The 20278-nt window shown below is 72.9% G+C and carries 25 protein-coding genes; 12 read left to right on the top strand and 13 right to left on the bottom strand.

All coding sequences use genetic code 11. The features are described 5' to 3' along the window. The first annotated feature begins 78 nt into the window (after nt 1-78). A complete protein-coding gene (locus tag AB0F89_RS33040; protein WP_367129704.1) occupies nt 79-894 on the top strand; it encodes an aldo/keto reductase in 816 nt (271 codons plus the stop codon). Nucleotides 895-963: 69 nt separating this feature from the next. On the opposite strand, the gene AB0F89_RS33035 is transcribed toward AB0F89_RS33040, so the two are convergent. Continuing rightward, nucleotides 964-1473, bottom strand: coding sequence for a DUF2087 domain-containing protein (locus AB0F89_RS33035; protein WP_367129702.1), 510 nt, complete (start codon nt 1471-1473; stop codon nt 964-966). 62 nt (nt 1474-1535) lie between these two features. On the opposite strand from AB0F89_RS33035, the gene AB0F89_RS33030 reads away from it, so the two are divergent. Continuing rightward, on the top strand, nt 1536-2318 hold the full coding sequence (locus tag AB0F89_RS33030; RefSeq protein WP_367129700.1) for a hypothetical protein: 783 nt from the start codon (nt 1536-1538) through the stop codon (nt 2316-2318). Here AB0F89_RS33030 and AB0F89_RS33025 read toward each other — a convergent pair. The 3 genes from AB0F89_RS33025 to AB0F89_RS33015 all read right to left on the bottom strand — a co-directional run bounded on the left by AB0F89_RS33025 (nt 2204) and on the right by AB0F89_RS33015 (nt 5154). Next, nucleotides 2204-2608 carry a hypothetical protein gene (locus tag AB0F89_RS33025; protein ID WP_367129698.1) on the bottom strand — a complete coding sequence of 135 codons (405 nt, stop codon included), beginning with the start codon at nt 2606-2608 and terminating at the stop codon, nt 2204-2206. The two genes, AB0F89_RS33030 and AB0F89_RS33025, sit on opposite strands and share 115 nt — an antisense overlap. A gap of 135 nt (nt 2609-2743) precedes the next feature. Beyond that, entirely contained in the window at nt 2744-3964 is a 1221-nt protein-coding gene (locus AB0F89_RS33020; RefSeq protein WP_367129696.1) for a sugar ABC transporter substrate-binding protein, read from the bottom strand. A gap of 848 nt (nt 3965-4812) precedes the next feature. After that, nucleotides 4813-5154, bottom strand: a complete 342-nt coding sequence (locus AB0F89_RS33015) for a DUF3140 domain-containing protein (RefSeq protein ID WP_367129694.1) — start codon at nt 5152-5154, stop codon at nt 4813-4815. 76 nt (nt 5155-5230) lie between these two features. Between AB0F89_RS33015 and AB0F89_RS33010 the strand changes: the two genes are divergently transcribed. After that, nucleotides 5231-5446 (top strand): DUF2945 domain-containing protein, encoded by a 216-nt coding sequence (locus AB0F89_RS33010; RefSeq protein ID WP_367129692.1) that lies wholly within the window; start codon nt 5231-5233, stop codon nt 5444-5446. On the opposite strand, the gene AB0F89_RS33005 is transcribed toward AB0F89_RS33010, so the two are convergent. Together AB0F89_RS33005 and AB0F89_RS33000 are read right to left on the bottom strand one after the other, a co-directional pair. After that, complete coding sequence (locus AB0F89_RS33005; protein ID WP_367139095.1) at nt 5434-7776, bottom strand: glycoside hydrolase family 65 protein; 2343 nt, start codon at nt 7774-7776, stop codon at nt 5434-5436. The two genes, AB0F89_RS33010 and AB0F89_RS33005, sit on opposite strands and share 13 nt — an antisense overlap. A 23-nt stretch (nt 7777-7799) precedes the next feature. Further along, complete coding sequence (locus AB0F89_RS33000) at nt 7800-8516, bottom strand: HAD family hydrolase (protein WP_367129690.1); 717 nt, start codon at nt 8514-8516, stop codon at nt 7800-7802. A gap of 71 nt (nt 8517-8587) precedes the next feature. On the opposite strand from AB0F89_RS33000, the gene AB0F89_RS32995 reads away from it, so the two are divergent. Further along, on the top strand, nt 8588-9910 hold the full coding sequence (locus AB0F89_RS32995; RefSeq protein ID WP_367129688.1) for an NAD(P)/FAD-dependent oxidoreductase: 1323 nt from the start codon (nt 8588-8590) through the stop codon (nt 9908-9910). A gap of 125 nt (nt 9911-10035) precedes the next feature. On the opposite strand, the gene AB0F89_RS32990 is transcribed toward AB0F89_RS32995, so the two are convergent. After that, nucleotides 10036-10356, bottom strand: a complete 321-nt coding sequence (locus tag AB0F89_RS32990) for a DUF3140 domain-containing protein (protein ID WP_367129686.1) — start codon at nt 10354-10356, stop codon at nt 10036-10038. Between the two features lie 103 nt (nt 10357-10459). Here AB0F89_RS32990 and AB0F89_RS32985 point away from each other — a divergent pair, with 103 nt between their 5' ends. Together AB0F89_RS32985 and AB0F89_RS32980 are read left to right on the top strand one after the other, a co-directional pair. Further along, entirely contained in the window at nt 10460-10849 is a 390-nt protein-coding gene (locus AB0F89_RS32985) for a hypothetical protein (protein WP_367129684.1), read from the top strand. Further along, the gene (locus tag AB0F89_RS32980; RefSeq protein ID WP_367129682.1) at nt 10846-10986 is read left to right on the top strand and encodes a hypothetical protein; all 141 of its coding nucleotides are present in this window, start codon (nt 10846-10848) and stop codon (nt 10984-10986) included. The genes AB0F89_RS32985 and AB0F89_RS32980 overlap by 4 nt, the downstream gene beginning before the upstream one ends. Nucleotides 10987-10990: 4 nt before the next feature. Here the strand turns inward: AB0F89_RS32980 and AB0F89_RS32975 are convergent, their stop codons facing one another. Both AB0F89_RS32975 and AB0F89_RS32970 read right to left on the bottom strand, forming a co-directional pair. Continuing rightward, nucleotides 10991-11608: an SRPBCC domain-containing protein gene (locus AB0F89_RS32975; RefSeq protein ID WP_367129680.1), complete on the bottom strand. Its 618-nt coding sequence runs from the start codon at nt 11606-11608 to the stop codon at nt 10991-10993. Next, a complete protein-coding gene (locus AB0F89_RS32970; protein ID WP_367129678.1) occupies nt 11605-11949 on the bottom strand; it encodes an ArsR/SmtB family transcription factor in 345 nt (114 codons plus the stop codon). The genes AB0F89_RS32975 and AB0F89_RS32970 overlap by 4 nt, the downstream gene beginning before the upstream one ends. A gap of 116 nt (nt 11950-12065) precedes the next feature. Between AB0F89_RS32970 and AB0F89_RS32965 the strand changes: the two genes are divergently transcribed. The 3 genes from AB0F89_RS32965 to AB0F89_RS32955 all read left to right on the top strand — a co-directional run bounded on the left by AB0F89_RS32965 (nt 12066) and on the right by AB0F89_RS32955 (nt 14921). Continuing rightward, nucleotides 12066-12713 carry a hypothetical protein gene (locus AB0F89_RS32965; protein ID WP_367129676.1) on the top strand — a complete coding sequence of 216 codons (648 nt, stop codon included), beginning with the start codon at nt 12066-12068 and terminating at the stop codon, nt 12711-12713. A gap of 173 nt (nt 12714-12886) precedes the next feature. Beyond that, nucleotides 12887-13984, top strand: a complete 1098-nt coding sequence (locus tag AB0F89_RS32960; RefSeq protein WP_367129674.1) for a hypothetical protein — start codon at nt 12887-12889, stop codon at nt 13982-13984. Between the two features lie 157 nt (nt 13985-14141). Beyond that, nucleotides 14142-14921 (top strand): ATP-binding protein, encoded by a 780-nt coding sequence (locus tag AB0F89_RS32955; RefSeq protein WP_367129672.1) that lies wholly within the window; start codon nt 14142-14144, stop codon nt 14919-14921. Nucleotides 14922-14960: 39 nt separating this feature from the next. Here AB0F89_RS32955 and AB0F89_RS32950 read toward each other — a convergent pair whose 3' ends face one another. The 3 genes from AB0F89_RS32950 to AB0F89_RS32940 all read right to left on the bottom strand — a co-directional run bounded on the left by AB0F89_RS32950 (nt 14961) and on the right by AB0F89_RS32940 (nt 16932). Beyond that, nucleotides 14961-15299, bottom strand: coding sequence for an STAS domain-containing protein (locus AB0F89_RS32950; protein ID WP_367129671.1), 339 nt, complete (start codon nt 15297-15299; stop codon nt 14961-14963). An 83-nt stretch (nt 15300-15382) separates the two neighbouring features. Then, complete coding sequence (locus AB0F89_RS32945; RefSeq protein ID WP_367129669.1) at nt 15383-15928, bottom strand: hemerythrin domain-containing protein; 546 nt, start codon at nt 15926-15928, stop codon at nt 15383-15385. A 44-nt stretch (nt 15929-15972) separates the two neighbouring features. Continuing rightward, entirely contained in the window at nt 15973-16932 is a 960-nt protein-coding gene (locus AB0F89_RS32940) for an NlpC/P60 family protein (protein ID WP_367129667.1), read from the bottom strand. 237 nt (nt 16933-17169) lie between these two features. On the opposite strand from AB0F89_RS32940, the gene AB0F89_RS32935 reads away from it, so the two are divergent. Further along, nucleotides 17170-17343 (top strand): hypothetical protein, encoded by a 174-nt coding sequence (locus AB0F89_RS32935; protein WP_367129665.1) that lies wholly within the window; start codon nt 17170-17172, stop codon nt 17341-17343. Between the two features lie 78 nt (nt 17344-17421). Here the strand turns inward: AB0F89_RS32935 and AB0F89_RS32930 are convergent, their stop codons facing one another. Next, nucleotides 17422-18309, bottom strand: a complete 888-nt coding sequence (locus AB0F89_RS32930; protein WP_367129664.1) for a PfkB family carbohydrate kinase — start codon at nt 18307-18309, stop codon at nt 17422-17424. A 125-nt stretch (nt 18310-18434) separates the two neighbouring features. Between AB0F89_RS32930 and AB0F89_RS32925 the strand changes: the two genes are divergently transcribed. Both AB0F89_RS32925 and AB0F89_RS32920 read left to right on the top strand, forming a co-directional pair. After that, entirely contained in the window at nt 18435-19733 is a 1299-nt protein-coding gene (locus AB0F89_RS32925) for a lytic polysaccharide monooxygenase (RefSeq protein WP_367129662.1), read from the top strand. Further along, the gene (locus AB0F89_RS32920; protein ID WP_367129660.1) at nt 19733-20278 is read left to right on the top strand and encodes a hypothetical protein; all 546 of its coding nucleotides are present in this window, start codon (nt 19733-19735) and stop codon (nt 20276-20278) included. Before AB0F89_RS32925 ends, AB0F89_RS32920 begins: the two co-directional genes overlap by 1 nt.

Raw genomic sequence — 20278 nt, 5'->3', positions numbered from 1 at the left:
CGAGCAGTACCCGCCGGTGTCGCGGGACGACCCGGTCCGGAGCGTGGCGGGCGCCGGCACGGTGCATGATGGAGGCTCATGAGGACCATCACCCTGAACAACGGCGTCACCATGCCGCAGCTCGGCTTCGGCGTCTTCCAGGTGTCCACTGAGGACACGCACCGCGCGGTCTCGGAGGCGTTGCGGGTCGGCTACCGCAGCATCGACACGGCCACCGCCTACCGCAACGAGGAACCGGTCGGCCGGGCCGTCGCGGATTCGGGGCTGCCGCGCGACGAGGTGTTCGTGACCACCAAGCTGTGGAACTCCGACCAGGGCTACGACGAGGCGCTGCGCGCGTTCGACGCGAGCGCCGACCGGCTCGGCCTGGACCGGGTCGACCTGTACCTGGTGCACTGGCCCGCGCCCGCGCAGGACCGGTACGTCGACACCTGGCGCGCGCTGGGCAAGCTGCTCGCCGACGGCCGGGTCCGGGCCATCGGCGTGTCCAACTTCCAGCCCGCGCACCTGGAGCGGATCGTGGAGGCCACCGGCGCGGTGCCCGCGGTCAACCAGGTCGAGCTGCACCCGCGGCTCCAGCAGGCCGAGCTGCGCGCCTTCCACGCCCGGCACGGCATCGCGACCGAGGCGTGGAGCCCGCTGGCGCAGGGCGCGCTGCTGGCCGACCCGGTGATCACCGGCATCGCCGACAAGCACGGCCGCACACCGGCGCAGGTCGTGCTGCGCTGGCACGTGCAGCTGGGCAACGTGGTCATCCCCAAGTCGGTGACGCCGAGCCGGATCGCCGAGAACTTCGCCCTGTTCGACTTCGAGCTGGACGCCGAGGACATGGGCCGGGTGGCGGAGCTGGACCGGGGCGAGCGCACCGGCCCCGATCCCGACACCTTCGGCTGACCGGCGCGCCACCGGACGACCGGACGACCCCACGACCGACAAGGGGACGTCCGGACGTCCCGGCGCCCGCTAGACGCTCACCGGGCCGCCGGTGCGCCAGTACTCGCCGTCGGCCCGGCTGAGCAGCCCTTCGTCCACCAGGTACCGGCGCAGGGTGACGTGGTCGACCTCACCGCCGTCGCACCACCGCCGCAGCACCTCGGTCACGTCCCGCTCGGGGTACCGTCTACCCGGCTCGAACGCGGTGCTGACCTGTTCGAGCACGGCCCGCCTGCGTCCGCGCTGCGCGGGGAGCTTCACCAGCCGCCCATCCCGCACGAACGGGTCCTCGGGGACCCGATTCGCCTGTTCGACCCGGGTGGCCTCCTTGAACAGCTCCTCGCGCAGTCGCAAGCCGGACCCGTCGGTCACGACGAGCCCGGTCGACCGCAGTCGCCGCAACGAGTTCTCGACCTGGCGGGCGTCCAACCCGGTCGCCTCCGCGATGTCCGCACTGGTGCGGGCTCCGAGGACCAGCGCGGCGGCCACCCGCAACCGCTCGGGTTCGGCCAGCAGTCCGATCAGTGAATCAGGGGTCACGCTTCGAGCTAACCGAAGCCGGCGGTCTGGTGCACGCCCATTTCGGGCGGACCTTAATAGCCGTGCGCACTGATCACCTCTTCCCCCTGGCGTCGGTGGAGCCGGTTTTCGGCATGCCGACCGAACACGCCCGCAAGTTCCAGCAGGTGGCCGCCGAGCAGGACCTCGTCATCGACGTGCGCGGGACGAACCCGCACGCGGTGGCGTGGCTGCGCGAGGGCGCGCTGCCCAAACCCGAGGCGGTGAAGGCCAAGACCATCGACGACCTGGACATCCGGCTGGGCGCGGCCCGCAAGCACCGCGGCCTGGTCGGGTACTTCCGGCCCTCGTTACCCGACTTCGACCTCAACGACCGGTTGCTGCGCCGTTTCGACCAGCGGTGCGTCGAGTTCGACTTCCTGCGCGACAAGATGGCGGAATTCGAACGACGCGGCGAATACGTGGTGCGCGACGGGGTGGTGCACGGTTTCGACCGGAAGGGGAAGCTGCGTCCGCTCACCGGCGACCACGACGTGTTCGACATCCGCGCGTCCGGGGGCGCGGACCTCAGCCGCCGCCGCTACGACCGGGCGGTCGCCACCATGATGTCGATGGACATGGGGGTCACCCACGGCGCCCACATGTACTGGCGGCCGACCACCAAGTCCGACCTCGCGATGTTCGAGTCGATCGCCCGCAGCCCGGACGCGAAGCTCCGGTTCCACCCGGACGGCACGATGGCCTCCGTCGACTACCGCCGCTTGAACGCCGGGATGAACGCGATCACCACACCGGCCAGGGCCGCCCGGCCGTACGCCAGGGTCTCCCACGTCGGCAGGCCCAGGACGGCGGTCTCGTCGGCGTAGTCGATGTACATCTGGCCGTAGAGCAGGAGCAGCAGGACGCCGTAGCAGCGGGCGTGCCCGTGCCGCCACGCCAGCACCACGCCGGCCAGGCCCGTGCACACGTAGAGGGTGTGGCTCGGGCCCTCGCCCATCGGCAGGAAGGGGACGGAGGCGAGTACGATCTGCAGCAGGCCCACGACGAGCGCGAGCACCTGGGCCCGGCTGAACGACCGGCCACCGGCCTGGGCGTCGTCCTTCCGCCCGGCCTTCTTCCCGGCTCGCCGTTCGCTCACCATCGTGTGGATCCGCATGACAGCGGGTTACCCGGGTCCGTTCGGCCCATCCGCGCCCCCGTTCGCGTCCCCCTCTGGTGCACCCCGCCCAACACGTTGCGGCACAACGGCTAGTTGATCGGTAACAGGCACGCGCACGCTTGGCGGGCGGGGCTAGCGCAGCAGCGGTTCGATCTCCCGCTCGGCGTCCAGGATCGCCTGATCGGGTAAGCCCTCCCGGGTGAGCACCCGGCCCGCCATCGCGGCGACGGCGCGGGAGATCTCCGGGTACTCCGGGCCGTAGGCGGTGCGCGGCCGGGCGGACCGCAGCTGGTCGGCGAAGCCGGGCACGTTCGGGTCCCACTGCCAGGCCAGGGCGTCGACCGTGTCGGCCCGGTTGGGCAGCGCGCCGAGGCCGCCGCCGAACTCGGTCGCGCTGTCCGGGTCCTCGGCCAGCCAGGTCAGCACCTCCCACGCCCGGTCGACCTGCCCGTTGCGGCCGATCACCCACGTCTCGCCGCCGAGCTGGCCCGCGGGTCCCGCCGCCCCGTCGGGCAGTCGGGCCGCCGCCCAGTCCAGGCCCGCCTGGTTCAGCTCGGGCACCGCGCCGGGCCCGGTGATCACCATCGCGCAGCGGCCCTCGGCGAACGCGCGCCGGGCATCGGCGTCGGTCCAGCCCAGGACCTCGGCAGGTGCGCTGCGGTCGGTGTTCACCAGGTGGTCGAGGTAGGTGAGCGCGTCGGCCGCCCTCCCGTCGCCGAGGTCGGTCACGTCGCCGCCCGCTTGCCACAGGAACGGCAGGAACGTCGTGGTCAGGTCGTCGCCCGCGCCGGCGAAGCACAGGCCGGACCGGTCGGCGGCGGTCAGGGCCCGCGCGGTGGTCCGCAGCCCCTCCCACGTGGTCGGCGGGTCCGTGACGCCCGCCGCGGCGAAGTGGTCGCGGTTGTAGACCAGGGCGGTGGTGGTGCTGCGCAGCGGCACGCCGCGGAACCGGCCGTCGTGGACGACGCTGTCGCGCACCGGCGGCAGGAACTCGTCCTTGAGCCGCCAGCGGTCGAACCGGTCGGTGAGGTCGGCCACCGCGTTGCCCTCAGCCAGCCGGGGCAGGTCGGTGGAGTCGACGGCGGCGATGTCGGGGAACACGCCGGACGCGGTCGCCTCGGCGAGCTTCGCCCGGAACTCCGGGCGGGTCAGGGACGTGCGCTCGATCCGGACGCCGGGGTGCCCCTGCTGGTAGCGGGCCAGGAGGCTGTCGACGGCCTGGTCCGCCATGGGGGAGTGGTCGAGGTAGTCCCACCAGGTCAGCGTCACCTGATCGGGCGGGTCGATCTGCTCCGCGTCGCACGCGCCGGCGGCGAGCAGGGCCGCGACCAGCAGCAGCGCTCTTCCACGCATTCCGCTCCACCCTTTCGGGGTAGGCGACCTCGTCTTACCGACTGCGATCGTCCTACTCCGCCGCGTGAGGCGGTGTCAAGATCGGAGGTGGTTCAGACCTTTGGTCGGCTGCGGGCCGCCACCGGCTCCGGGTGCGGGACCGGCGCCGGAACCGAGGCCGGTGCCGGCGCCGAGACCGAGGACGAGACCGTGGCCGACGCTGGGACCGAGGACGAGACTGCGGCCGGTGCCGGTGCCATGGCCGGCGCTGTGGCCGGTGTCGGGACCGGTGCCGGTGTCGACACCGAGACCGCGACGGAGACCGTGGCCGGCGCCGGGGCTGTGGCCGAGTGCTGGGCCTGGTGCCCGGCCGAGCGCGGGGACTGGTGCGCGCCCGGGTGCGGTGGCGCGGCCTGCGCCGGGGGAGGGCCGGCGGGGCGGCCGGGTCGGTCCGGTCCGGCGGGCTCGCCGGCCGCGGGTGTGAGGTCGGCGAGGTAGGTGGCCGCCAACTCGTCGTAGATCGGTGTTGAGCTCACATTCCGGCATCCTGTCCGGCCGCGGCCCTCAGCGCTGCCCCTCTCACTCCTGTGGGTTACCCGACGACCGGAGAAAGCCCGATCGGGGCCGCAGTAGTGCGGAGTCCCGGTTCGGTGGTGTCAGCCCGTCGCCCTCTGTGGACGGTGTCACGCGGTGGGATGGCGCAGATCACCCCGTCGCCATCGGAGTTCGTGATTGGTCGCCGGTAACAGGGGTACCTGTACGTGCGATGAGGGCTTAGGCGGCCACCGCCCCCCAACTGGCCGCCTGACAAGACCCGGCCGGACTCCCATCCCCCCAAGAGTCCGGCCGGGCACCTCATCCCCACCGCCTCAGCGAGCCCGCTTCAGCGGGTCGTGACCCCAGTTCATCAGCGAGTACCGCCAGGCCGTGTGCTCGACGTCCTTGTCCGGCCGCTGCGCCTCGTGCCGGTGCACGTAGCCCACCACCTTGCGCATGTGCCGGTAGTCGTCGTCGCTCAGCTCGGCCTTCTTGGCGCGCAGCAGGGTCACGATCCGGCGACCGGAGGCGTGGCCGGTCGACTCGCCGCCGCCCGACGAATCACCGACCTCTTTGGATTCGGCGCGCTCCAACCACGCCTCCAGCTCGGCGGCGGACATGTTCACCGCCTGGTCGAAGTCCTCGCGGATGCCCTTGCGCTCGTCGTCCTCCACAACCCACCTCCGTGTTCGCAGCTCGTTCCGGGGTACCCCGGAACGACCGGAAGACCCGTCACCAGGAGGTCGGACCATGGGCGAGGAGTTCCGCAAGGGCGACGAGGTGGAGTGGTCGAGCCACGGCTCCACCACGCACGGCGAGGTGGTCGAGGAGATCACCGAGGACGTCGAGGCGGCAGGGCGGAAGGTGCGGGCCTCGGAGGAGGACCCCCAGTACCGCGTGCGCAGCGCCAAGAGCGGGCGCGACGCGGTGCACAAGCCTTCCGCCCTGCGCCCTCACGACGGCTGAGCGCCCGGCGACCGCTCGCCGGGCGGCACCCTCCGCGCCGGCTCGCGGTTCGCCGGCTGGGTCAGCTCCGGCGGCTCGGGCGCGTCCGGTGTGGACCGGGTGACCGGCTTGCCCGGCTCCACCACGATGGGCTCGCCGTGGTGGCTGGTGCGCAGCGCCTCACCCCCGATGATCCGGTAGGTGACCGAGCCCGGCTCGACTTCCACCGCGAGCCGCGTGCCGCGGAACGACATGCGGAACGCCATCCGGGACAGCCCCGGCGGCAGGCGCGGCGCGAACGACAGCTCGCCGCGGTGGTCGCGCATCCCGCCGAACCCGGCCACCAGGCCGACCCAGGCGCCCGCCAGCGACGCCATGTGCAGTCCGTTGTGGACGTTGCGGTGCAGGTCGTGCAGGTCGGTGAACGCCGCCTCGGCCAGGTAGTCGTAGGCCAGCCGCAGCGCGCCGACCTCGGCGGCCAGCACCGACTGCGTGCCCGCCGAGAGCGACGAGTCGCGCACCGTCCGCGCCTCGTAGTAGGCGAAGTTGCGCGCCTTCTGCTCGGCCGTGAACGCGTCGCCGCGCACGTGCATGGCCAGCACCAGGTCGGCCTGCTTGACCACCTGCTTGCGGTACAGGTCGAAGTACGGCCGGTTCAGCATCAGCGGGTACTCGTCGGGATCGGTGCCCTCGAAGTCCCACTCGGCGTGCGAGGTGAACCCCTCGGACTGCTGGTGCACGTCGAGCAGGTCGTCGAACGGGATGAGCATCCCGTCGGCCGCCTTGCGCCACGACCGCACCTCGTCGCCGTCCACGCCCAGCCGCTCGGCCACGTCCTCGTGCCGCTCGCACGCGTCCGCCGCGCTGCGCAGGTTCTCCTGCGCGATCAGGTTGGTGTAGACGTTGTTGTCCACCACGGCCGAGTACTCGTCCGGGCCGGTCACCCCGTCGATCCGGAACCCGCCGTGCTGGTCGTGGTGGCCCAGCGACGTCCACAGCCGCGCCGTCTCCACCAGGATCTCGGTGCCGCAGTCCCGTTCGAACTGCCGGTCGTCGGTCGCGTTGACGTACTGCGCCACCGCGTGCGACACGTCGCCGTTGACGTGGAACGCGGCCGTCCCCGCGGGCCAGTACGCGGAGCACTCCGCGCCGTTGATCGACCGCCACGGGAACGCCGCCCCGCGCTGGCCGAGCACCTCGGCCCGCTCCCGCGCCTTGTCCAGCGTGGAGTGCCGCCACCGCAGCGCGTCCCGCGCCGCCTCCGGCAGCGTGTAGGCCAGCACCGGCAGCACGAACATCTCGGTGTCCCAGAACGCGTGCCCGTCGTACCCCGGCCCGGTCAGCCCCTTGCCCGGGATCGCCCGCGTCTCGCCGCGCACCGCGGCCTGCATGATGTGGAACAGCGCGAACCGCATCGCCTGCTGCAACTCGTCGTCGCCGTGCAGCTCGATGTCGGCGACCTCCCAGAAGTCGTCCAGGAACCGCCGCTGCTCGGCCAGCAGGCCCTCCCAGCCGGTCTGCCGCGCGCCCGCCAGCGCCGCCTCGACCTGCGCCCGCAGCGCGGGCACCGACCGCTGCGCGGACCAGCCGTAGCCCAGGTACTTGACCAGCCGCAACTTCCCACCCGCAGGCACGTCGACGGCGGCGGTGAACCGGGCCAGGTCGCCCTCGGCGCGGATCTCGGTGCGCACGCCGTCGTCCACCTCCAGCTCGTGGTCCATCGCGGCGGCCATCCGCAGCCCCGAGTTGCGCGCGTGGTGCGCCAGGATCGCCCGGTGGTCCGAGGCGTGGGCGAAGTCGGCCTCCAGCGGCTCGTTCAGCGCCGCCGCCACCCGCGGGTCGCCGCCCTCGTTCTCCACCGGCTCGTTGGCCAGCAGGTCGGACTGCACGACGAGCTGCACGTCCTCGTTCGCCTCGACCTCGTACAGGATCGCCGCGACCGCCCGCTGGGTCAGCGACACCAGCCGCTCGCTGCGCACGGTCACCCGGCGACCGGTCGGCGACTCCCACTCGGTGCAGCGGCGCAGCGTGCCGGTGCGGAAGTCCAGCTCGCGCTGGTGCGCGTGGGCCCGCCCGTAGCGCATGTCCAGCGGCTCGTCCCCGACCAGCAGCCGGATCACCTTGCCGTCGGTGACGTTGACGACCGTCTGCCCGGCCTCCGGGTAGCCGTAGCCGGACTCGCCGTACGGCAGCGCGTGCTCCTCGTAGAAGCCGTTGAGGTAGGTGCCGGGCAGCCCGCGCGGCTCGCCCTCGTCCAGCGTGCCGCGCAGTCCGATGTGCCCGTTGGACAGCGCGAACACCGATTCGGTCCGGCGCAGCTGGTCCACGGCGAGGCCGTCCCAGCGCACCATCCAGGGGTGGATCTGCCAACCGCTCACAGCAGCTCCGCCAGGTCCTCGACCACGACGTCCGCGCCGTGCGCCAGCAACGCCTCCCGCTGACCGGTCCGGTCCACGCCCACGACGTGGCCGAACCCGCCCGAGCGGCCCGCTTGCACGCCCGCCAGCGCGTCCTCGAACACGGCGGCGTGCTCCGGCCGCACGCCCAGCAGCCGCGCGCCGGCCAGGAACGAGTCCGGCGCCGGTTTCCCCGCCAGCCCGTCGCGGATGATCACCACGCCGTCCACCAGCGCCTGCACGAACGGGCTGAGGTCGGCCGCGTCGAGCACCTTGCGGGCGTTCGCCGACGAGGTCACCACGCCGATGCCCAGCCCCGCGTCCTCGACGGCGCGCAGGTAGGGGACCGTGCCCGGGTAGGGGGTCACGCCTTCGTGTCGGATGATCGCCTCCAGCAGGTCGTTCTTGCGGTTGCCGACACCGTGCACGGTGTCGCGGTCCGGTGGGTCGTTCGGCTCGCCCTCGGGCAAGGTGATGCCCCTGGAGGCGAGGAATGCGCGCACGCCGTCGTAGCGGGGCCGACCGTCCACGTGCGTCAGGTAGTCGGCCTCGGTGAACGGCAGCTCGTCGCGCGGGCTCAGGAAGTCGTCGAACGTGCGCCGCCAGGCGCGGCGGTGCAGCACGGCCGTGCTGGTGAGCACGCCGTCCAGGTCGAAGAGACAGGCGGTGATCGCGTCGGGCAGTCCCAGGGCCATGGTCAGTTGTCTACCCCTTCCCGGTCCGGGGTACCCGCTGGCCGAACGGACGTCGGCGGAGGGATCGGGCCATGGGCAAGCCACGCGTGCTGGTCGTCGGAACGGGGTTCGCGGGCTACCACTGCCTGCGCACCCTGGAACGCGTGCTGCCGGCCGACGCCGCCGAGCTGGTGGCGGTCAACCCCACCGACTACATGCTCTACGTGCCGCTGCTGCCCGAGGTCGCCGGCGGCTCGCTCGACCCGCGCCGGGTGGCCGTGCCGCTGCGGCCCAAGCTGCCGCGCACCCGGCTCGTGCAGGCGCACGCGACCGGGCTCGACCTAGCCGCGCGGACGTGCGCGGTGGTGGACGTCGAGGGGCGCGAGCAGGTCCTGGAGTGGGACCGGATCGTGCTGACCTCGGGCTCGATCACCCGGCTGCTGTCCATCCCCGGGGTGGCCGAGCACGCGTTCGGCTTCAAGTCGGTCGCCGAAGCGGTCTTCCTGCGCGACCACGTGCTGCGGCAGGTCGAGCTGGCCGAGCAGGCGACCGACCCGGCCGAGCGGGCGGCGCGGGCGACGTTCGTCGTGGTCGGGGCCGGGTACACGGGCACCGAGCTGGTGGCTCAGGGGCAGCAGCTGACGCGTTCGGCGCTGCGCGGGCGCACCGGGCTGTCCGAGTCCGAGGTCAAGTGGGTGCTGGTGGACATGGCGCCGCGGGTGCTGCCCGGCCTGGACGAGCGGCTGTCCGAGCCCGCCTCGCGGGTGCTGCGGGGGCGTGGCGTGGACGTGCGGCTGGAGACCAGCGTCGAGGAGGTCACCGCGGACTGCGCGAAGCTGACCGACGGCACCTCCATCCCGACCCGGACGCTGGTGTGGTGCGTCGGCGTGCGGCCGGACCCGCTGGTGGAGTCGGTGTCGCTGGCCACGGTGAAGGGGCGGGTGGTGGTCGACCCGACGCTGGCCGTGCCGACCCACCCGCACGTGTTCGCCGCCGGTGACGTGGCCGCCGTGCCGGACGTGTTCAACGACGGCAAGCCGACGCCGATGACGGCGCAGCACGCGCAGCGGCAGGGCAAGCTGGCCGGGCGCAACGTGGCGGCGTCCCTGGGCTACGGCGACGTCGGCACGTACCGGCACCGCGACCTCGGGTTCGTGGTCGACCTGGCCGGGCCGAGCGCGGTCGCCAACCCGCTGCACGTGCCGCTGACCGGTCCGCCGGCCAAGCTGGTGGCCCGCGGCTACCACCTGCTGGCGATGCCCGGCAACCGGCTGCGGGTGGCGGTGGACTGGCTGACCGACCTGCTCGCCCGCCGCCAGGTCGTGCAGTTCGGCCTGGTCCCCGAGGCGGGGGTGCGGTTGGGCGACTCCGAGAGGACCAGCCCCGAGAAGATCAGCGTCAGCGACGGGGGGTGACGGCGGTCGTGCCGTGGTGAGGGGCCGATCCGAGCCGTGTCCCGTTCGGGCTCGGGTCGGCCGTGCGGGTTGTGAGCGGGGCCGCGCTCCCAGGCGTGCCCCCAAGCAGGCTCTCAGGCGGGCTCTCAGGCGGGCTTGAGCGGGTCGTGGCCGATGGACATGAGCCGGCGCCGCCAGTGCGCCTCGCCCGCCGTCGGCTCCAGGTCCTCCCGCCGCTGCTCGCGCACCCGCTCCACGACCTTGCGCATCACCTTGACGTCCTCGGTGGTGAGGTCCGTGCGCCGCTTGCGCAGCACCCGCAGCACGTCCTGGCCGGTCGGCGTGCCCGCCTGGTCCGGCACGGTCTCGCTGTCCTCGCCCGCCGAGCGGGTGCGCAGCCAGTCCTCCAGCTCGTGCGAGGTCATGTTCACCACGCGGTGGAACTCGTCCCACAGGGTGTCGTTCATGGGGAAGAGGGTTGCCGCCAGGCGGGAGCTGAAACGGCGATCTTTGCGCGATCCGAACACCGGCCGAACGCGGCCCTCACCGGCGCGCGCGACCGTGGGCGTCATGAACACGTGGATTCGCCGCATCGCCGTCGCCGGGACCGCGGCGCTCGGGCTCGGGCTCGTCCCGACGGGCGCGGCCCTCGCCCAGGAGAGCAGCTACGCGCCCATCACGATCGGCCCCGAGAAGGTGAAGCAGCTGTGCGAGGAGCGGGCGCCGAGGATCGAGGGCCGCATCAACCGGCTCACCACCCGCATCAACGGCGGGGCGGACGTGCACGGGTCGACGGCCTGGCTGCGCGAGCAGGCGCGGAAGGCCCGGGAAGCCGGCGACACCGGCCGCGCCGAACGGCTGGACCGGCGGCTGGAGCGCCGTGCCGACCAGCTGGACCGCCTCGGCGACGCCCAGCGGCGGGTCGACCGGTTCCAGGCCGACCACTGCGGCGTCAAGTGAGGGCCCTGGCAGCAGCCGTGGTGCTGCTGTTCACCCTGGTCGGGTGCCGTGCCGACGACGCGGCGCCCGCGGACCCCGGCTTCGACGGCGTCGAGGCGACGCTGGACGGCGTCGAAGCCGAGGTCTCCGAGCCGTAGCCGGTCAGACCACGTCGGGCGCGTACTGGCCCCTCGCCACCGCGACCGCCGCCGCCAGCTCCTCCTCGGTGGCGGTGCCCGACGCCTCGACCGCCGCCGTCCACGCGTCGACGGAGCCCAGGTTGAACCGCTGGACCTCCGGCGCGTTGGCGGCGGCCACCGGGTCGTCGCCCTCCAGCACCTCACCCGCCAGGTGGAGGGCCAGGCCGAGCAGCGCGCCGTCCCAGCCGGGGCCGACGTACAGCGCGCCCGCGCCGCTGCCCGCCACCGCCTTGGGCACCGTGTGCTCCAGCTCGACGGTGGTCCGCTCGGCGTCGTCCGCGGTGAGGCGCAGCTCCACGACGCTGGTCTCGCCGCCGTACGTGACGCGCAGCAGCTTCGGCGGCGAGCACGTCAGGATGTCGCCGCTCGCGTTGCCCTCCACCTCGAAGTGCCCGCCCTCGCGCAGGTCGCCGCTGACGGGCAGGAACCAGCGCCGCAGCCGGGCCGGGTCGGTGACCGCGTCCCACACGTCCTCCGCCGCGGCGTCGTAGGTGCGGCGCAGCAGCAGGCCGACGGTGTCGGAGGGGCCCTCGCCCACCTCGCGGTGGATGGCCTTGAGCTGGTCGGCCAGGTCGATCACTGTTCTTCCTCCTTGAGTCGTCGCTCGCGCTTGCCGCGCGCGAGCTCGGTGGCCAGCGCGTCGAGGTGCCCGCTCCAGAACCGGCGGAACCGGTCCAGCCACTCGTCCACCTCGCGCAGGCCCTGGTCGTCCACCGCGTAGAGCCGCCGGGCGCCCTCCGCGCGGACGCGGGCGAAGCCGTTCTCGCGCAGCACCCGCAGGTGCTGGGAGACGGCGGGCTGCGAGATGCCGAACTCCCGGCGGACCACCTCCGTGACCGCGCCGGAGGACAGCTCGCCGTCGGCCAGCAGCTCCAAGATGCGGCGTCGCACCGGATCGCCGAGAACGTCGAACGCGTGCACGACCTGCATATTTCAGGAGCAGCTTATATAAGTCAAGACTGGGACTCCAGAATTGTCGGTGGTCGGTGGCACTATCTCGAACGGATGTTCGGTAGCTGTTCGAAGGGAGCCATGCGATGCGCGTTCGACTAGATCCCCGTCAGTGGCCCGGCCGTGTCATCCCCGAGACCGACGCCGAGATCGACACGGCGGTCGAGGCGCTCTGCCTGCGCGCGAGCTGGCCCGATGCCCACCGCGCCGCCGTGCGCCGGGTCGTCGAGCCGTGGTTCGGCGAGGGGTGGAGCGTCGATGCCCTGCTCGCGGCGGTCGACCGCAGGCCGGACGGCGCCAGGCAGGGCAGCCCGAGGAGCCGCGACCAGGTAGCGCACGACTTCCTCCGTGCGCGGCTGCGGTCGTGGTGGCAGGGGGGCGCGCGTCGAGCGCGCCCCCCGGTGGCGGGCATGACGCTGGGCGCCTGGTGGCGCGTCAACCGGCGCAACGCCCGGCTGACCCAGCCGCGGCCGCGGCGGCCGTTGAGCCCGGCGGGCACGTTGGCGCGCGAGCAGTCGCGGGAGCGGGTGCGGGCGCGGTTGAAGGACCCGGTGGAGCGCTCGCGCGAGCTGGCGCGTCGGCGGCAGGAGGTGCTGGACAGCCTACTGGTGCCGGGGCAGCGGGTGCCGACGTTCGACGACGCCCGCAAACTGCTCGCCGACGTGCGGCTGCCCGCCCACCCGGTGTGCAGCCGGTGCGGGTGCAGGCAGGGGGTGCTGCCGAACGCCGCTTGACACGTCCTTAGTCTGTGGTTCCCGACACGGTGAATTCGGCCGACGGGTCGTGCGCTTCCGGGTCGAGCTGGGCGGCAACGCCCAATGCCGACCCGTGGACCGAGCTGTGCGCGGCTCGTCGGAACGCGTCCGGTCGACGTCCTGTTCCGCAAGCTGTGGCCGTAGGAGTGGCAGTGTCCTGGTTGTTCACCATCGTCCTGTGCGTGGCGGCGTTCGTGGCTGGCGCGGCGGTCGTCTGGCTGCGCCTCAACCCCACCATCCGCGACCTGCGCTCCCGCCTGTCCGAGCCGACCGCTGAACCCGCACCCACCACCACCCCCAAGCCCACCCCGGCTGCAGCAGCCACGCCGGTCATCACCACCGATCCCTCCGCCGCTGAGCCGGAGCCCGCCGCCGCTGCGCCCGCTGCCGAGCTGGAGTCCGCCGCCGCCGATCCGGAGCCGGCTGCCGCTGCGCCCGCCACCGCCACCGCCACCGCCGCCGCAGCCGCCGCCGCAGCCGCGCCCACCACCGCTGCGACCGCCATCAAGCCTGCCGCCGCTGAGCCTGTCACCGCCGAGTCCGCTGCTGCTGCACCCGCCGCCGAGCCGGAGCCTGCCGCAAAGCCGGAGCTTGCTGCCGAGCCTGCGACCGCCGCTGCATCCGAGCCCGAGCCTGCGACCGCCGCCGAGCTCACCACTCCCGCACCTACCGCCGCCGAGTCCGAGCCGGTCGTTGAGGCCGAGCCCGCCGCCGCACCTGCCGCCGCCGAGTCCGAGCCTGCGACCGCCGAGCCCGTCACCCCCGCACCTGCCGCCGTCGCCGAGCCCGCCGGTGCGCCCGCGCCGATCGTCGTGGCCGAGTCCGCCTCCGAGCCCGCGCCAGTCGTCGTGGCCGAGCCCGCCGCCACCGAGCCCGCCGCCACCGACCCCGAGCCCGCCCTCGCGCCGGTCACCGTGACCGAGCCCGCCGGTGCGCCCGCGCCCATCGTCGTCACCGAGCCCGTCCCGGCCGAGTCCGCCCCGGCCGAGCCCGCCGCTGTCGCCGTCGAGCCGGAGCCCGTCGCGCTCCCCGCCGCCACCCTCACCGAGCAGATCGCCCAGACCACCCCCGCGACCGACGAGGAGCTGGAGGTGAAGGCGAACTCGAAGTCCATGATCTTCCACACCCCGACCTCGCCCTACTACAAGCGGATGAAGGGCGACGTCACCTTCCGCTCGGTCGCCGAGGCCGAGCGCGCCGGCTACACCCAGTGGACCCCGAAGCCGAAGGTCGCCACCCCCGCCGGGTGAGGTGCGCCATCCGGCCCACTCCCACCTCGCGGCCAGGCGAGTAGGTTCGCACCGCACGGGTATCCACCGCTCGGGGTGACCTGATGCCAGCGCGATACCTGATCGTCGTGGGCACGTCCGCCCGCCCACCGGGCGGCGCGGACGGGCAGCCGGCCCCATGACCGCGCTCACGATCGACCGCACCGACGTGGACGGCGCGGCGGTCGTGCGCCCGACCGGCAAACTCGACCTGACCACCTACCGGCAACTGCGCGACGAACTGCTCAAGTGCGCAGTGGACGAGCCGACGGCCGTCATCGTGCGCCTGGACGCCGCCTTCGAGTGCGCCACACCGGCCCTGCTGTCCGTCTTCGCCATGGTGTGGCTGCGGGTCGCGGAGTGGCCGGGAATCCCGGTGATGCTGGTGGCCGAACCGGCGCACCACCGCGCCCTCACCACCAGCAGCGCGACCTCGGTGCCCCGGTTCCGCACCCTGGACACGGCCCTCGCCGCCGTCGAACGGCCGCCCGAGTGCCGGCACGACGAGACCCGCCTGCCCGGAACCACGAAGAGCGGCCTGCTGGCGCGGAACTTCGTCCGCGCGGCGTGCGAGCGCTGGCGCGTCACCGACCTCGTCCACAACGCCCTCACCGTCGCGACCGAACTGGTGGAGAACGCCGTCCGGCACGCGCACTCCGCACCGCTGCTGCGGCTGGAGCTGCGCGGCCACCGGCTGACCATCGCGGTGTGCGACGACAGTCCCGAACCGCCCGCGGAGCCGGAACAGCGCGGCGGCCGGCCGCGCAGGTCCCGGCAGTCCCCGGGCGAACCGCGCAAGCCCCAGTCGCGACGACCGGGCGGCTGGGGCATGTCGATCGTGGCCTCGCTCAGCCGGACCTGGGGCTGCTACCCGTGGCGGCGTGGCGGCAAGGTCGTCTGGGCGATCCTGGGCGACTGAACCCCGACCGGCGGCCGAAACCCCGCGGGCGACAGGACTTCAGCTCGCCTCCGCGACGATGGTGAAGTGCTGGGTCAAGTCGGTCAGCTCCAACGGGTGCAGCACGACCTTCGTCGTCGCCACCACCCGCAGCTGCGAACCCGCCGCCTCGCACGCCGTGCGCAACGTGATCAGCAGGTTGATGCCGGTCGATCCGAAGAACGTGACGCCGGAGAGGTCGAGCACCAGCACCCGGCCCACGTCGTCGAGCCGGCGGAGCACGTACTCCTCCACCACCGGCGTCGTCGCCATGTCCAGTTCGCCCGAGACCTCCACGACCACCACGCCCGCGGACACCTCGCGCGTCGCGAGCGTCACGACGTCGGTGAAATCGTCCATTTCATCCCCTGGGAGTGGCCGGCAGAGAGCGGCTGTCTGCTCAACCGCCCTCAGCCTAGGCCCAAGGGAAACGCGACTGCCCGTCAGGACGGGTGCAGCTCCTTCTGCAGCTGAGGCTTGCTCATCCCCGAGGCGCCCGTGACGCCCGCGTTGCGCGCCTGCGCCAGCAGTTCCTCGCGCGTCGCCTCACCCGGCCGGTCGCCCATGTGCCGGGCCCGGCTCTCCGCGAACGCCCGCCCCAGCTCCTCGCGCCGCCGCTCGTCCAACCTCTGCCGCATGCCCGGCAGCACGGACGACTCCTCTTCCTCGACGTGGTGCGTCACCGACTCGACCAGCTCCTCCAGCACGTCCTCGAACGACGGCGAGGTCGGGTCGGTCCCGGCCAGCTTGATCAGCAGCTGCTCGGCCTCGGCGTGCTCCTCCTGGCTGTGCTCGACCTCCTCGGTCTCCCCGGCCTCGTCCTTGGCGACCGGGTAGACCTCGGCCTCCTCGGCCCGGCTGTGCGCCACGAGCACGGAGATCAGCACGGGCACCAGCAGCGGCCGCTTCTCCGGGTGGTCCTTCAGCTCGGTGAACAGGCGCTCCACCTCGCGGTGGTCCTGCATGATCAGATCGACAACATCGGGCATGTGGTCCTCCGTCACCTGGGTGGCGGACCGGGGATACCCGGCTTTCAGTCGATCACGCGCCGGATCACGCTGACCGGTCCGATGGACTCGATGTCCTGCACCTTCACCGGAACGCCCTCGGTGGACGCGTGCACGGCGCGCAGGCCGTCGATCGCCATCGCCACGTGCGTCTGGCCCGAGTAGTAGATCACCAGGTCGCCCGCCCGGACGTCGTTGCGCGACACCTGCCTGCCGATGGTGGCCTGGCCGTAGGTGGTGCGCGGGATCGCGATGCCCACCGACCGGTACGCCGCCTGCATGAGGCTGGAGCAGTCCCACGTGTTCGGGCCGTTCGAGCCGTAGACGTAGGGCTTGCCGCGCTCGCCCAGCGCGAATGCGAGCGCCCGACCGGCGGTGCTCGCGGGCACCGGGATCGCGCTCATGTCGCCCGCGTTGTTCAACGCCGCCCGCTCGGCCGGGCTCAGCGAGCGGTAGGCGTCGCGGGCCTCGCCGATCTGCCCGTCCAGCGCGGCCTTGCGCTGGTCGATGTCCGCGATGGCGCCGGTCGCCGCTTCGGACGCCTCGTTGGCGCGGTGGGCGGCGTCGTTGGCCAGGTCGACGGCGTCGCTGAGGGCGTGCAACGCCTCGGCGTTGTTGCCCGCCAGCACGCCGAGCGCCGACATGCGGTTGAGGAAGTCCTGCTGCGAGTCGCTGACCAGCAACGCCGACAGCTGGCTGAACCGCGCGCCCTCGAACGACGCCACGGTGAGCTGGTCGACCTGGCCGCGCAGCGCGTCCTGCGCCTGCTGGGCCGTGGTCAGGTCGCGGTTGGCCTGGTCGAGCGCGCCCTGGGCGTTGGACAGGGCTTCCTGCGCGCGCAGGTGCTCCTCGTTCAACGTCTCGGCCTGGTGCGACAGCTCGTTGTACTGCCGCAACGCCTCGGAGGCGGTGGCCGGCGCGTCGGGGTCCGCGACGGCGTGGGGCAGCGGCAGTGCGGAGCCGACCAGCGCGGAGACGGCGGTCACCGTCAGGGCTGCGCGGACGGTGCGATGAGCGGATTTCGACGCCACGATCGCGCGAGCCTCCTCTGAGCCAGGACAGCACCCCGAACGGGTTACACCCGCTCAGGTCTCGGACAGGTTACGGAACCGGTGATCGTTCGTCCATCAGGGGTCGGATTTTGGTCTTGCCTATCGAAAGTCGATAGTATGCGACCGATACTCGATGTGTAGATGCGTTGTCCGACCTGCTGAGGAGCCCCCATGAAGCACTTGCCCACCGTTCTCACCGCCGGGTTCGTCATCGCCCTCGGCATCACCGCCGTCGTGCTCGGGGGAGCGGACGACTCGCCGGGCCTGCAGGGCATCGGCGTTCTGCTGGTGATCGCGGCGGTCGTGCTCGGCGTGCGGGCGGTGCGGCGCGACCGGGCCGCCTGACCGGGCCGCCTGACCGGGCTGTCTGACCGGGCTGTCCGGCTGGGTCGCGCTTGACCGGACCGGCTCCGACCTACCGGCTCACGAGGCGTCTTCGAGCCTCAACCCGGTCAGGTCCGTCCGCCCGCCCGGGTGGCGGACCGCGCGCCCCGAGGCGGCGGTGGCCAGCCGGCCCGCGTCCGCCGGGTCGTCACCGCGCGTCAGGGCCACGGTCAGCGCGGCCACGAACGCGTCACCGCCGCCGGTCGTGTCCACGACCTCCTCGTCGCTCAGCGGGATCACCGCCGAGTCCTCGCCCCACACCAGCACGTTGGCCTCGCCGGACACCTCCAGCGCCACCACCGACGGCCCGCGCGCCAGCAGCTCGCGACCCACCCGCACGGCGTCGTCCGTCCCGGAGATCGACCGCCCGGTCCACCGCTCCGCCTCCTGGTGGTCGGCGCGGAGCACGTCGGCGGCGGCCAGGAGTTCGGCCTCCCGCCCGTCGGGCGCGCCGTCCAGCACCACCAGCCCGGTGGCGGCGCGCACCGCGGCCAGCGCCGCCTCGGCGGGCTGTTCCAGCTGGACGACCACCGCGTCCGCGCCGGCCAGCGTCGCCGACGCCGCGCGCACGTCCTGCGCCGTCAACAGGGTCCCCTCGGGGATGTCCTGGAGGAGGCGGTACCCGCCGTCGCACACGACGTCCACGATCAGCGCGGACCTGGTCGCCTCCCGGCACACCACCGCGGTCGTGGCTACGCCGTCCGCGTCCAGCCGCTCGACCAGCAGGCGGCCCTCCCGGTCGTCCCCGACGACGCCGACGACGGCGGCCGTTGCGCCCAGCTGCCTGGCGCCCCGGGCGATGTTCGGGCCCTTCCCGCCGAGCACTTCGCGGCGTTCCAGCACGTCCGCGCTGCCGCCCGATCCGGGCACCTCGGGCACCACGAGCACCAGGTCACGGGCTATCTGGCCGACCACCGCGATCCGCATGGTCGAGCGGTACCCGGCGGGCACCAGTTGAAACGGGTCGTTGACGTGGCGTCACCAGTAATGCGATGGTAATTCTGGGAGCGCTCCCAGTCCCCGTTTCACAGATCACCGTCGATCTGAAGGAGATGTCCTTGCGACTCAAGCGCTTTGGGGCGTTGGCCGTTGCCGCGCTCGGCGTCATCGGTGTGACCAGCGTGTTCGTCCAGAGCGGCGTGGCGCTGGCGCACGGCTCGATGACCTACCCCCCAAGCCGGACCTACGCCTGCTACGAGGACGGCAGGATCGGGGGCGGCGGCGGTGACCTGAACCCGACCAACCCGGCGTGCGTCGCCGCGGTGCAGCTCGGCGGCAAGCAACCGCTGTGGGACTGGTACGGCAACCTGATCAGCCTGGCCGGTGGCAAGCACCGCGAGCTGATCGCCGACGGCGACCTGTGCGGTCCGACCACCAAGTACGACGCCTACAACCTGGCTCGCAGCGACTGGCCGGTGACCACGTTGCGGGCGGGCGCGTCGATCAACTTCAAGTACAACGCGTGGGCGCCGCACCCCGGCACCTGGGACCAGTACGTCACCAAGGACGGGTTCGACGTCACGCAGCCGCTGAAGTGGTCCGACCTGGAGCCCGTGCCGTTCGACAGCATCACCAACCCGCCGCTGGGCAGCGGCGAGTACTCGTGGAACGGCACCCTGCCCAACAAGTCCGGCCGCCACGTCATCTACTCGATCTGGCAGCGCAGCGACAGCCCCGAGGCGTTCTACAGCTGCTCGGACGTGAACTTCACCGGCGGCACCGGCGGCGGTGACACCCAGGCGCCGACCGCGCCGGGCACGCCGACCGCCACGGCGACGGCGAACTCGGTCGCGCTGAGCTGGTCCGCGGCGTCGGACAACCAGGGCGTCAGCGGCTACCAGGTGTTCCGCGAGGCGGGCGCCACGGACGTCGCGGTCGCGACCTCCTCCGGCACCACGGCCACCGTCACCGGGTTGACCGCGGACACCGCCTACCAGTTCTACGTGGTGGCGCGGGACGCGGCGGGCAACACCTCGCCGCCGTCGGCGGTGGTGTCGGTGCGGACCGCCACGGGCGGCGGCACGACGCCGGGCGCGTGCGCGGTGACGTACAGCGTGCCCAGCTCGTGGTCCGGTGGGTTCACCGCGAACGTGACGGTGAAGAACACGGGCGCCAGCGCGGTCAGCGCTTGGCAGCTGGCGTGGGACGTGCCGTCCGGCCAGGGCATCACCCAGGCGTGGTCGGCCGAGGTCTCCGTCGCGGCGGGCAAGGCCACCGCGAAGGGGGCGAGTTGGAACCAGAACATCCAGCCGGGCCAGACGGTGAGCTTCGGGTTCAACGGGTCGTCGCAGGGGACGCCCGCCAACCCGACGTCGTTCGCCCTCAACGGCGCCACCTGCGCCGCGGCCTGATGTTGGGGCGGTGCGCGGCCCTGGTCGCGCTCCTGGTGGGGTCGGTCGCCTGCTCCTCGGCGGCGACCGACTCCGCCGGCCTGGGCTCCAACGCACTCGGCCCCCCGCTCGCCACCTCCGCTGAGGTCGGCGACTGGGTGCGGGAGAAGACCGGGCAGTGCGACGACGTGGCGCCGCGGACTATGGAGGAGTTCGGCGAGTTCGTCGGCCCGCTGCGGGCGAAGCTCTACGCGCCGTACGTGGCGGAGTGGGCGACGTGCCGGGCGGGGCCGTACGAGCGGCTGGGGCTCGTGGTGTTCCAGCGCGAGAAGCTGGCCGAGTTCCAGGACTCGTGGAAGGGCGCGATGGCCGGTGGCGAGGTGTCCGACAACCCGGACTTCGGCTTCGGCAACGGCTTCGCGCTGAGCGGCACCCTCGGCCTGGAACTACTGGGCCTGCACGACCTGCGTTGCACACCGGTGGGACCCGAGGAAGTCGTGGGGCACACCCTCCCCGCCGAGGCGGAGGGGTGCGTCTACACGCAGAAGCCGGGTCACCACCACTAG

The organism is Saccharothrix sp. HUAS TT1 (assembly GCF_040744945.1).
In the GTDB taxonomy this organism is placed as follows: domain Bacteria; phylum Actinomycetota; class Actinomycetes; order Mycobacteriales; family Pseudonocardiaceae; genus Actinosynnema.
Note: the sequence above shows the minus strand (reverse complement) of the source record. Positions and strands in the feature narration are given on the sequence as shown.

What these genes read in the sequence shown, in the direction of transcription:
- AB0F89_RS33005 (WP_367139095.1), bottom strand. Translation starts at nt 7,776, where the DNA reads ATGGTGCGCTGGGACGGCCTCGCCGTGGACCAGCTGCGCCGGACCGAA.
- AB0F89_RS32950 (WP_367129671.1), bottom strand. Translation starts at nt 15,299, where the DNA reads ATGGACGATTTCACCGACGTCGTGACGCTCGCGACGCGCGAGGTGTCC.
- AB0F89_RS33010 (WP_367129692.1), top strand. Translation starts at nt 5,231, where the DNA reads ATGGGCGAGGAGTTCCGCAAGGGCGACGAGGTGGAGTGGTCGAGCCAC.
- AB0F89_RS32965 (WP_367129676.1), top strand. Translation starts at nt 12,066, where the DNA reads ATGCGCGTTCGACTAGATCCCCGTCAGTGGCCCGGCCGTGTCATCCCC.
- AB0F89_RS32920 (WP_367129660.1), top strand. Translation starts at nt 19,733, where the DNA reads ATGTTGGGGCGGTGCGCGGCCCTGGTCGCGCTCCTGGTGGGGTCGGTC.
- AB0F89_RS32985 (WP_367129684.1), top strand. Translation starts at nt 10,460, where the DNA reads ATGAACACGTGGATTCGCCGCATCGCCGTCGCCGGGACCGCGGCGCTC.
- AB0F89_RS32955 (WP_367129672.1), top strand. Translation starts at nt 14,142, where the DNA reads ATGACCGCGCTCACGATCGACCGCACCGACGTGGACGGCGCGGCGGTC.
- AB0F89_RS33020 (WP_367129696.1), bottom strand. Translation starts at nt 3,964, where the DNA reads ATGCGTGGAAGAGCGCTGCTGCTGGTCGCGGCCCTGCTCGCCGCCGGC.
- AB0F89_RS32990 (WP_367129686.1), bottom strand. Translation starts at nt 10,356, where the DNA reads ATGAACGACACCCTGTGGGACGAGTTCCACCGCGTGGTGAACATGACC.
- AB0F89_RS32930 (WP_367129664.1), bottom strand. Translation starts at nt 18,309, where the DNA reads ATGCGGATCGCGGTGGTCGGCCAGATAGCCCGTGACCTGGTGCTCGTG.
- AB0F89_RS32925 (WP_367129662.1), top strand. Translation starts at nt 18,435, where the DNA reads ATGTCCTTGCGACTCAAGCGCTTTGGGGCGTTGGCCGTTGCCGCGCTC.
- AB0F89_RS32995 (WP_367129688.1), top strand. Translation starts at nt 8,588, where the DNA reads ATGGGCAAGCCACGCGTGCTGGTCGTCGGAACGGGGTTCGCGGGCTAC.
- AB0F89_RS33025 (WP_367129698.1), bottom strand. Translation starts at nt 2,608, where the DNA reads ATGCGGATCCACACGATGGTGAGCGAACGGCGAGCCGGGAAGAAGGCC.
- AB0F89_RS32935 (WP_367129665.1), top strand. Translation starts at nt 17,170, where the DNA reads ATGAAGCACTTGCCCACCGTTCTCACCGCCGGGTTCGTCATCGCCCTC.
- AB0F89_RS33040 (WP_367129704.1), top strand. Translation starts at nt 79, where the DNA reads ATGAGGACCATCACCCTGAACAACGGCGTCACCATGCCGCAGCTCGGC.
- AB0F89_RS32945 (WP_367129669.1), bottom strand. Translation starts at nt 15,928, where the DNA reads ATGCCCGATGTTGTCGATCTGATCATGCAGGACCACCGCGAGGTGGAG.
- AB0F89_RS33000 (WP_367129690.1), bottom strand. Translation starts at nt 8,516, where the DNA reads ATGGCCCTGGGACTGCCCGACGCGATCACCGCCTGTCTCTTCGACCTG.